The 6,497-nt window shown below is 55.0% G+C and carries 8 protein-coding genes; 2 read left to right on the forward strand and 6 right to left on the reverse strand.

All coding sequences use genetic code 11. The features are described 5' to 3' along the window. Positions 1-7 precede the first annotated feature (7 nt). The 5 genes from G565_RS0117250 to G565_RS0117270 all read right to left on the reverse strand — a co-directional run bounded on the left by G565_RS0117250 (position 8) and on the right by G565_RS0117270 (position 4,464). Positions 8-502: a gluconokinase gene (locus tag G565_RS0117250; protein WP_028671995.1), complete on the reverse strand. Its 495-nt coding sequence runs from the start codon at positions 500-502 to the stop codon at positions 8-10. Between the two features lie 19 nt (positions 503-521). Continuing rightward, complete coding sequence (locus G565_RS0117255) at positions 522-1,838, reverse strand: TRAP transporter large permease (RefSeq protein WP_028671996.1); 1,317 nt, start codon at positions 1,836-1,838, stop codon at positions 522-524. After that, positions 1,831-2,397 (reverse strand): TRAP transporter small permease subunit, encoded by a 567-nt coding sequence (locus G565_RS0117260; RefSeq protein ID WP_028671997.1) that lies wholly within the window; start codon positions 2,395-2,397, stop codon positions 1,831-1,833. Before G565_RS0117260 ends, G565_RS0117255 begins: the two co-directional genes overlap by 8 nt. A 64-nt stretch (positions 2,398-2,461) precedes the next feature. Then, entirely contained in the window at positions 2,462-3,475 is a 1,014-nt protein-coding gene (locus G565_RS0117265) for a TRAP transporter substrate-binding protein (protein WP_028671998.1), read from the reverse strand. A gap of 284 nt (positions 3,476-3,759) precedes the next feature. Further along, positions 3,760-4,464, reverse strand: coding sequence for a GntR family transcriptional regulator (locus G565_RS0117270; protein WP_028671999.1), 705 nt, complete (start codon positions 4,462-4,464; stop codon positions 3,760-3,762). Positions 4,465-4,718: 254 nt separating this feature from the next. Here G565_RS0117270 and G565_RS24695 point away from each other — a divergent pair, with 254 nt between their 5' ends. Then, positions 4,719-5,717, forward strand: a complete 999-nt coding sequence (locus tag G565_RS24695; protein WP_051208177.1) for a TRAP transporter substrate-binding protein — start codon at positions 4,719-4,721, stop codon at positions 5,715-5,717. Between the two features lie 35 nt (positions 5,718-5,752). Further along, the gene (locus G565_RS24700) at positions 5,753-6,169 is read left to right on the forward strand and encodes a TRAP transporter small permease (RefSeq protein ID WP_051208179.1); all 417 of its coding nucleotides are present in this window, start codon (positions 5,753-5,755) and stop codon (positions 6,167-6,169) included. Between the two features lie 14 nt (positions 6,170-6,183). Here the strand turns inward: G565_RS24700 and G565_RS0117285 are convergent. Then, positions 6,184-6,497, reverse strand: a 314-nt coding sequence (locus tag G565_RS0117285; RefSeq protein ID WP_028672000.1) for a transposase, incomplete at its 5' end; no start/stop codon positions are given.

The following is a 6,497-nucleotide window of genomic DNA, read 5'->3' on the forward strand; positions in this document are numbered from 1 at the left end:
CGTGCGTTTATCGGGTCTTTATCGCGTGCAAACAGTCCTTCAACACAACTTCAACAGACTGGCTGATATCGATCGCCATGGCCTCGAATTCCGTGGGTGCTTCAAGCTGTGCAAACTGACTTTCCAGCATACTTTTACCTGTGAAGTAGTGGTCCTCCCGTTGCGAATGACGCGACCAGACCATATCGATATCGCCTTCAAGGTAGAGGAACATCAGGTTTTGTGAGGCAAGGCGCAGCCGGTCCCGATAGCCTTTTTTCAGGGCTGAGCAAGCCAGCACCAGACCGGGGTGGGCTTGAATCAATTCAGCCAGATCATCGAGCCAGTCGGCCCTGTCGGTATCGGAGAGCGGCACGCCATTGCTCATTTTTTCGATGTTGGCCGGGCTGTGAAAATCATCTGCATCAAAAAATGGCAGCGCCAGCGTGCGGGCAAGCCGGGCACCGACCAGGCTTTTGCCGCTGCCGGAAACGCCCATGACGATGATTTTTTCAGTGTTCAATCCAGTGACTCCGGTCATGTCATTCCCACCATAAAGCCAGCTGTGGAAAGGCGATCAGCAATGCCAGGGCGATCAATTGCAAACCAATGAACGGCAGCAGGGAGGTGAAAATCTGGCCCAGGGTAATGCCTTTGGGGGCTACCGATTTAAGGTAAAAAGCGGCCGGGCCAAAGGGCGGAGAGAGAAACGACACCTGCATGTTCATGCAGAACACCACACCAAACCAGATCGGGCTGTAACCCAGTTCGATGATGATGGGCACGAAGATTGGCATGGTCAGCAGTGCTACGCCCACCCAGTCGAGAAACATACCGAGCACCAGCAAAATGGCCATCATGAACAAAATGGTAGCCAGACCATGACCGCCACTGACGGCGAAAATGGTATCGCGCACAAATTCGATGCCGCCCATCAGGTTGTAGACGCCGACCAGTGCCGTCGCTCCGATGCCAATCCAGATGATCATGCCGCAGGTGCGCAGCGTGGTCATGGTGGCCTTGCGCAGCATGTCGAGGTTCAGTTCGCCGCGAATCAGCGTGCTCAGAGCAATGCCGACCACGCCCAGTGCCGAGGCTTCAGTCACTGACGCAATACCGCTGTAAATACTGCCCAGCACGGTAATGACCGAGAGGATGGGAAACATCAGTGCTTTGAAAAAATTGGGGGCCGGGGTGTCGTCGGCGTCCTGTTCGTCCGGTAACGGCGCCAGCGAGGGGTTCAGCCATACCCGAATCAGCACGTAGGCGATGTACAGCATGGCGAGAATGAAAGCGGGCAGAAACGCGCCCTTGAACAGATCACCAATAGAGACGTTGGCGGTAAGGCCGTAGATAATCAGCACGATGCTTGGCGGCAGCATGGTTCCCAGCGCGCCACCTGCGCAGGTAGTACCAATGGCCAGATTCCGGTCGTACCCCAGGCGCAACATTTGTGGCAGGGCCAGAATGCCAAGCAACACTGTTTCACCACCGATAACCCCCGACATTGATGCGAGAATCATCGCGACGACCAGCGTTTGCACGGCGACACCGCCGCGCAGTTTGCGGCCCAGGCGATTCATCGCATCGAACAGATCTCGGGCGATGCCGGAGTGGTCCAGCAACGCCGCCATTAACACGAACATCGGCACCGCCAGAAACACATAGCTGCCAATGAAGCTGTACATTCGGCTGGTGACAATGCCCAGCGCCGGCGGTCCAAACCAGCCAAGCGCAAAAATCAGTGCGACAAAACCGGTGACAAACGCCAGTTGCATGCCGGTCAATAGCAGCAGAATCATCAGTGAGAGCATCAGCAGGCTGCCGTAGCCGATGCCAATGGAAGAGAGTTCAAACATAGAGTTTCCTCAACTGGCGCACATCACGGATCAGGTGCAACACCAGTTGCAGCGTCAGTACGGCGAAGGCCACCAGGATGAATACTTTCAGGTAGGCTGGGAACGGCGGGTTCCAGGCAGACCCGCTGGTTTCCAGACGAAAGGCGCCCCAGGGGGTAAACACGGCCTTGCGTGCCATGGTCCAGCCGGCGTAGAGCATCATTCCGGAAAAACCGAGCCCGAGCAGATGATGCAGGATGCGCAACCCGCATTGAGCCCGTTCGGAGACTGAGTCGTAGATCAGCACCACGCGCACATGCTTGTCAGTGGCGAAGGCATACAAGCCGCCAAAAATGAACAGAGAAGCACCGATGAAGGTCGCGGTTTCGTGTACCCAGGTCGTGGGGTCGTTAAACACGTAGCGCATCAGAATTTCGTAAGTAGAAATAACGGCGACTGCGGCAAACAGCAGACTGAGTTTGGTACCCAGCCAGACGATGCCCCGATCGAGCGCGTTGCTGGCGAGATCTGCATCGCGTTCCGGTTCGGGTAACTGAATGGTTTCAGGGGTATCGGACATAACGGGACTCCAGGCCCGGGGGCATTCCCCGGGCTCCGATTAAGCGTCGGATGAACAGACCCGGTTACAGCAGACCCTGGGATTCCAGGTGCGCCGTGACCGATTCGTACACTTTCTGTGCGTTGGGTGACTGCTCGGCATAACGCTCCCACTGGGTGCGAGCGATGGCGCGGAATTTCATGCGTTCCTCCGAAGACCAGTTATGCACGGTGATGTCGGGGTTCGCGCGCGCTTCTTTCACGGCATCGACATCGGCCATCGCCAGCTGGGTGCTGATATCGTGCGCAAAATCACGCGCCGATGTGGTGAATATGGCCTGAATGTCGGCAGGCAAGTCATTCCACTCATCGAGGTTCATGACCACTTCGAGCAGCGGCAGCGAGTGGAAACCCGGATAGACAGGGTGCGGAGCTACATCGTGCATGCCGGCATTGTGGTTGGTCGAAAACACCGTGTAGTCGGCCGCATCGATCACGCCTTTGCTCAAGCCGGTGAACACTTCAGAGCCTGGCAGATTAACCGGTGAGGCACCGGCTGCCGCGAATACCGATTGCACCAGGCCTTCCGGTGCCCGCAGTTTCAGGCCTTCCAGATCGGCTACACCGTCTAGCGGTACGCTGGATACAAACGCTTCAAGGCCGGTGGCGCCACCCCCCACAAATTTGACGCCGTAGGGTTCGTAGAGCTCATTCATAAGCTCGTAGCCGCCACCGTAATAGATATAGCTGATCAGTTGATCCGGGCTCGACCAGGCACCGACGGTATTGCCGATCAGGCCAAAGGCCGGGTCCTTGCCTGAAAAGTATTCGGTAACGGAAATGTGACCGTCCAGAATGCCAGCTTCAATGGCATCCAGCGTTTCGGTGTGGCTGACGATGCTGCCTACCGGCATGATTTCGATGGAAACACGACCGTCGGTCATGGCTTCGACCCGGTCAGCCCACTGTTGTTTGATTTCGAAGTTTCTGACACCCGATGGGTCGGATGACTGGAATTTGAAATTGTAATCAGCGGCCAGAACGCCGGTGGCGAGGGTCGATGAGACAACCCCTGCTAGTAGTTTAAGTGCCGTGTTCATTGGTATCTCCTGCGCGGTTTGTTGTTTTAGGTCTAATTGTTACCGGTAACAAACGGAATCAAAGTAATTTGTTACCGGTAACTTTGGTGAGTTTAGGTCGGAAACAACGAGAAGGCAAGAGGCGGGTGTTCATCTGAAGCGGGATACAGCGTTAGATACTTGTGTCATGCAGCGTTGGAAGGCTGGGTATCAATGGTCTGTCCTGCGCACTTGCCCCACCCCTGCACGGTAAGATTGCCGGGGTGAGGCGCGGGTATCCGGCCATACTGTTAACCGGGTGCTGATCAATCGGGCGTCAGTCCAGTACCCTCGTTTTGTTCCAACCCCAGGAATTGACCGTATTTTGTACCTAGATAGGCATGTTCCCGCATCAGCATTTCGGCCCGCACGCTGTCGCCTTCAGCGATAGCCTGAACGATTAACTGATGTTGCAGGTGCGCAATTTCCACTTTTTTGAATTCCGCGTCCAACCGCTGGGTGTCCATGATGATCGAATCGGCAGATGCAAACGGCATGTGGTTGTTGCGAGCGATGGCGTCGGCAATGGCCCGACTGCCCGCACCGTCGAGAATGATGCTGTGAAAGCGCTGATTGATATCACTCCAGTCTGCGATCAGCGTTTCGGTAAGCTCCCCTTTGCGAACCAGGGCATTGCTGTCGTCCAGACAGGCGTTGAACTGCTCACGATGACGGTCACTGAGCGGCTTATCCGCCATTCGTTTCGCTGCCAGGCCTTCGAGTACGCCGCGTATTTCAATGCCGCAGACAACGTCTGATTGGGATATCCGCCGAACGATGAACCCTTTTTTGCCGCTGCGTTCGAGCAACCCTTCCTGTTCCAATACCCGAAACGCCATTCGGACCGGTGTTCGGGAAACACCCAGCTGATCGGCGACCGGCAGTTCCTGCATCTTGGTGCCGGGCTGGAACGCTTCGTCTCGGATGAGACGACGCAACTGTGAAATAACGGTCTGGTTAACCTGACTCACGTCTTTGAACCCCTGAACAAGCTGATGTCCGCGGGCTGTTGTTGTGATTGTGCGGACACTCCAGATCGTCAGCTTACTTGATATTTATGGATCCATAAAATTAAATTTCATTGACCATAGTCAAGCGAATTACTATCTTGGGATCCATAAATACAAACTATGCCGTGTGAAGCATCGTTTCATAACGGCCGTCAGCAGAACCAGAGATCGACCTTAATAAAACCAACAATGATCACGATCACAGGAGGCTCACCATGGCCCATTCATTGCGAAACGGCGTAAAAGCTGTTGCTGCCACTCTCGTATTGTCTGCTCCTTTTCTGTCCGTGCAGGCAGAAGAAGAATTGAAACTGGCCCACTTTGTTCCCCCCGCCCACGTTGTGACCAGTGCGGTTGTCGACCCGTTTAAAGCAGGTATCGAAGCCGACTCCAACGGGGAACTGACCGTGCGTGTCTACCCGGGTGGTGAACTGGGTGCGGGCCCGATGGAGCAATACGTTCGCGCACTGCAGGGCGTTGCTGACATCACCTGGGGTCTGGCGGGGTATACCTCGTCTCAATTTGGCAAGTCGATGCTGGTGGAACTGCCCGGCGCTATCCCGGAAGGCATGACCGGTTACGACATGCTGTGGAATGCATTTGATACCAGCCTGAGCAGCGAGTTTCCCGGCACCAAGCCGCTGGCACTCTGGGTCAGTGAACCCAATGTGTTCATCATGAAAGATCATGAAATTCGATCACCCGACGATTTGAGCGGTCTGAAAATCCGGGTGTCCGGCAGTGTTGCCGGTGATTTCGTCAGTGAAATGGGTGGTACTCCGGTACAGATGCCAGCCGGTGAAATGTACAACGCGCTGCAAACGGGCCTGATCGACGGCATCATTACCGGCTCCAGCGCCATTACTGACTTCAAGCTCGATGAAGTGGCCAACAGCTATACCCTGGGCGCACCTCTGGGCCACATCATGTTTTATCTGGTTATGAACCAGCGTCGTTACGACAGTTTGTCGACAGAGCATCAGGCGATTATTGATCGCAACAGTGGCCGGGGCTTGTCACAAAGTGGTGAGGAAACCTGGAATGCACTCGCAGACCGGACACTGGAGAGTGTGCGGGCCGATGACCGCAATACGGTGATTGACCTGAGCGACGCTGAAGTGGCCGATTTCGAGAACATCGCCGGCAGTTTCCTGAGCCGTCAGTTGTCGTCAGAACAGACGCGCGCTGTACTGAACGATATGCAAAACCGCTGAGTGGCAGGGAGTGGCCCAATGTTGAGTGCGTCACCATGCTGAGGTTGCTGCAAGTCTGGACCGATCACCTGATCAGAGCCTCGGCGGTGATTGCCAGCCTGGCTCTGGTTGGCATCGTCGCGACCATTTTGTTTGATGTTGCCGGCCGGAACCTGCTGGGAGCCCCGCTTCGGGGTACGCAGGATCTGGTTCAGGTGGCGCTCATCGTCATTATTTTTGGGTCGGTCGCTATGGTGGATCGCAAAGACGCCAACGTCGCGGTGGATCTGCTGGAGCATCAGTTCTCACCGGTGCTCAATCGTGTGCTGACGGTGACCGGTCGCCTGATCGGCGCACTGATTTTCTTTGGCATCGCCTGGACCATGGTCGACAGTGCAACCATTTCCAAAATGCTCAATTTGAGTACCAATATTCTGAACATTCCCAAAGCCCCTTTTCAGGGCTCTTCGTAAAACTCTGTGGAACCCTATGGCAGCATATCCAGCTTCCCACAGTGAAACAGTATGCTCGTTCTAAAGCCTTCGAAAGAACGATAACCTCGAGCATTGGACTTTACCGTCTGAATCTTTGAGTTTAATCCCTCGGCGACGGCATTGCTGATCCGGTGATCGAAGTAATTCAACAAGCCATTTTTATGCGCTTTTAGCATTCTGGCCACTTTCTTGATGGGCTCCAAACGGCAACGAATAGCCCAGCTGTACCACTTCTCAAAATAGCGTTTCGCCCAACCTTTACTGTGGTAGTCCCAAAAGGGTCGGAAATGTTCTTTGATAGCCCATG

Origin of the sequence: Saccharospirillum impatiens DSM 12546, from assembly GCF_000423605.1 — a bacterium.
GTDB classification, from domain to species: domain Bacteria; phylum Pseudomonadota; class Gammaproteobacteria; order Pseudomonadales; family Natronospirillaceae; genus Saccharospirillum; species Saccharospirillum impatiens.

Bases quoted from the DNA above. Each gene is read 5' to 3' on its own strand.
- G565_RS0117255 (WP_028671996.1), bottom strand. From the start codon at position 1,838: ATGTTTGAACTCTCTTCCATTGGCATCGGCTACGGCAGCCTGCTGATG.
- G565_RS0117260 (WP_028671997.1), bottom strand. From the start codon at position 2,397: ATGTCCGATACCCCTGAAACCATTCAGTTACCCGAACCGGAACGCGAT.
- G565_RS0117265 (WP_028671998.1), bottom strand. From the start codon at position 3,475: ATGAACACGGCACTTAAACTACTAGCAGGGGTTGTCTCATCGACCCTC.
- G565_RS24695 (WP_051208177.1), top strand. From the start codon at position 4,719: ATGGCCCATTCATTGCGAAACGGCGTAAAAGCTGTTGCTGCCACTCTC.
- G565_RS24700 (WP_051208179.1), top strand. From the start codon at position 5,753: ATGCTGAGGTTGCTGCAAGTCTGGACCGATCACCTGATCAGAGCCTCG.